Here is a 3,861-nt window from a genome sequence, read left to right as displayed (position 1 = left end):
GTTTCGCAGCCTGAATTGTAATACCAATGAGGGATCAATTCACTTCTAACTAATTGATTTTTCTTATTTATTCAGCTTTTTGTCCTGTACATAGCTACAAGACTTAGAAAATGTAAAAAAATTATTTAAAATTAGTAAGTTAAATAGTGAGAATATACAGGCTATAGATGTAGAGGATTTTCTCTCTGTAACAAAGATTAGCTATGATGAACTTACAGAAATTCTTTTTCAAGATCTCACTGAAGATGAGCTACATCTTCATAGGCAGAAAGAATTCTATGTAAATTCCACGCTTCGAGACAAAGTGTTTGAGTTAGCTTCTTCAGATGACTTTGGTGAACAATCCTCAGATGATAAAGGTCGTGAATATTTGGTTTGCAAAAATATATCGGATGGAACTTATGAAAGCTTGTCAGATGATGATTGCATTGAGCTTTATAGGTTCGTACATTTAGCTAGAAAGGTAAACTTTAAGTTTACAGAGCTTGATTTAGTCCTCCGTAAGCTATGTGGAAATAAGTTGAAAGAAGGTGAAGATATAGCCAAAAATACGCTAAGAATCCTTGCTATTGCAAAATACCTACGTGAAACTTACGACTTATCCATCGAAGAAATTTGTGCTCTAGGCAAGGATATCAATGCCTTGGGTTTTGGTGACGACGATGATTATCCTGCTGACTTATTTAACCAAACTTTTAACGGAAAGTTTGCCAAAGCGGATAAAAAATATATACCTCATAGTAGCTGGGGAAAGAAAAAAGACGATAGCAGTAAAAATGATGATAAACACCCTACGCAGTATAAAGAGTATACCCAAATCAATAGTTTTAATGGCGATGTGTTAGATAACCACGAAGGAAATAAGGATTTTAGAGTCCGCACTAGTCGTGCTTTAGGGCTTTCAGAAAAACAAATGGCTGAAATCATCCGAGGTTTTCGCGCAAGAGAAAATGAGAAGTATCAAAATAACAGTCAGTATGACCAGCTTTGGGTATCGGAAGGCGATGCTGACAGAGAAGATAACAAAGAGAGTATGGCGGATAATCTTCTGAATACCTTGTATCGAACGAATAAACTCATGGAAATTTTTGGTTTAAGCCATAGTGAGTTATTCACAATTCTTGATGTTGTTGAGCGTGATGCTCTAATTCGTGGCGCGACGTGTCGAGGTATTTTCATCGACTTAGAACTGGGTGAAGAATTCAATCTTCAGTCCTTTTCCCCATACGATATTCTGCGAGGAGAGGCTGAACCTACTATAAGGCTTTGGTTAATCCAGGTACTGGCTTCAGTTGTTAATTGGCTAAATGAAAACGAACTATCTGTTGCAGACTTGCTGATGATCACAACGGGTGATGAGCCTAGAGATTTAACAGCGGCAAATCGTGAGGAAGCAGATCTTAATCAAGAAGCTAAAGAGCTGCAAAACAAACTGGAAAAGTTGACTCATTTAAATCAACTTTATAGCCAGATTAAGCCTAGCCTTTTAACTAAAGAATCCTTTGTGGGTGGTTCATTGGATCAGCGTTTCTCTCGACTGATTCACGATACTATCACCACACCACATTCACCGCTGATCGCGCCTTTTGATTCACGCCTCGTTCGCTTCTCAGAGTCTGAAGCCAAAATGGCAGCCCAGAGTGCTATCGAGCGTTTGAGCTTGGTCACCCGCGATGATTTTATGGGGCTGAGCATCGAAGAGACGATTGCTCAGAAGATTTCCCAGAATTTAATTCTGATGGGTTACTTATCCACTGATGGAACGCTTGATAGCGAAATGTTTCCAGAGGAAGTCGCTGAATTTGCTGTGGAAACAGACTTCACGCCCGTTCATGATCAACTGTACGACAAAATTGCTGAAATTCATAAGAATTACGTAGATGCAGCGCTTTATCCCTCTGATCTAGAGTTTTTAGGACTCACCAAGCGCGAGACAGAAGAACTCTACGACAACCTTATTTTCAATAATTATCTTGAAAGTGACGGCACGCTTAAACAGCATGCCACTTTTGAATCTGAAGATCACAAACGTTTATTTGAGATTAACTCCAGAATTGGCGTGTATGCTGAAGAAATTTATCAGCATATCAACGACCGTTTACTGCAGTTCAAAAAGCATACTGTGACCATCGTGGCTGACAATTTCAGCGAGCTGGGTTTAAGCGAAGTGGAACAACAGGATATTCTCGAAAACCTCAAATGGAATGAATACCTATCCGAAACGGGTAGCGTTCTGAACAAACAGAGCGTGCTAGCATTAACTAAAGAAACTTTTTTACTGACCGCAAAATTTTATCCTCACCAGCAAGCAATACTGGATATCCTGCAGCAGTCAGTTAAAAAAGTGCATGAGGAATACGCCAAATTTGATAAAGACTTTTTCGCAGAAGTAGCAGATAAACTGGTTGCAGACTGGATTTACGCGGTAGTCAGTGATCATTTCCTAAATAATGGACGCTTCACTGATGAAGCCATCAGCTATTTCTCAAATAGCGAAAATCTTGCGGACTTTGATATCACTTGGCCTTTTACAGATAACGACAATCGTGTTGTTTTTCAAGCTATTCAGAAAATTTTAGCCACTCAAAATAGCTACTGTTTTAATAAAGACTCTCTGCAAAACCTCAGCTTCAATGTCACAGAGTCTGAAGAGCTGAGTGATCTGTTGCAGAAAAATGGCTATCTGACTCCAGAATTGCGGCTCGAATGGAACATGCTGGAGTACTTCTTAAATAGCGAAAATGCAGTTCTTTTCACGCTCAAAGCATTTGAAGACTACAGCAAAGATGTATTTTTTATTCTTCATGAACTAGCAAAACGCATGAATACCGCTGTGATAGCTGTGATGGAAACATTGCAATCTCTCGATAAACAACAAGACCTGCAACTTTACAGCGCACTTCGAGAAATTATGGGGCTGAATGAGGCTTCGCTAGAGACATTAACGCAATGGTTATTTGGCCCATCAGAAAATGTAAGAGAGCAATGGTTACTACCTATTTTATCGGTGGTTAATCAAGATGATCGAATAGAGCATCTTCCAAAAAATATCGGTTTCAATATTGGTTATGACCGTTTTAAGCGCTTTGCCAAGCTGTCATCCAAACTGAAATTAGACGAGCATGAGATAAACTTGGTTTTCCATGATCAGGATCTTGTGGAGAAGCTGTCTGAAACCATTTTACTACCGATGGTTGAGGTAGAAGGTAAAAAGAAAAGATTAGATAGTATAGATTGCTTGTTAGAATCCAATGATGGGTATGTATATATATTCAAGACTCTTCAAAAAAATGATAAGAAAACGAGTGAAGGTGAGGCAGACCTAGGTCAAGGCGTTGCACATTACTGGGTTTACGACTCAAACACAGGAGAGCTTTTTGAAACTGAGGACAATAAACTATCCACACTATTGACGGGTGAAAAAGAGGACAAGCCTTCTTTAGAAAAAGATGAAAAGTCTTCTTTACGTGAGGTCCAAGCAGCTTTTGTAGATAGCAAAGGACGTGATGTACTTATTGTAGATGGTACTTACTACGTTCGTGAACTGGCGCAAAAGCACTCTAACGCTTCATCACATAAGGCCAATATGCAGCCTTATGAACCGTATGGCAGTGACCATGAAGCTTTAATGCAGGCCAAGGGTAACCAAGACCCAGGCAAGTTCCATCAAATTCCTTGCATGAATACTAACCCTTGGCAAGTGATGGAGCGTCAGTGGGGTAAAGCGGAAGGCGATGAAGAGTCCTTTCATAATGTAGACGCTGCCTTCGCTGTTTGTCAAGATAGTTGTCGCATCAACTAACCTACACTAATGATTTAGCATTTGATTGTTATCAGGGTTAAGCCAAACCCTTTCAATTC

1 protein-coding gene is annotated in these 3,861 nt (G+C 39.5%); it reads left to right on the top strand.

The features are described 5' to 3' along the window. The first annotated feature begins 304 nt into the window (after positions 1-304). Complete coding sequence (locus F607_RS0125320) at positions 305-3,802, top strand: hypothetical protein (RefSeq protein ID WP_027710252.1); 3,498 nt, start codon at positions 305-307, stop codon at positions 3,800-3,802. Positions 3,803-3,861 lie beyond the last annotated feature (59 nt).

Source organism: Zooshikella ganghwensis DSM 15267, from assembly GCF_000428585.1.
Classification (GTDB): Bacteria; Pseudomonadota; Gammaproteobacteria; order Pseudomonadales; family Zooshikellaceae; genus Zooshikella; species Zooshikella ganghwensis.
The sequence above is the reverse complement of the archived record's forward strand: the minus strand, read 5'-3'. Positions and strand labels throughout refer to the sequence as shown.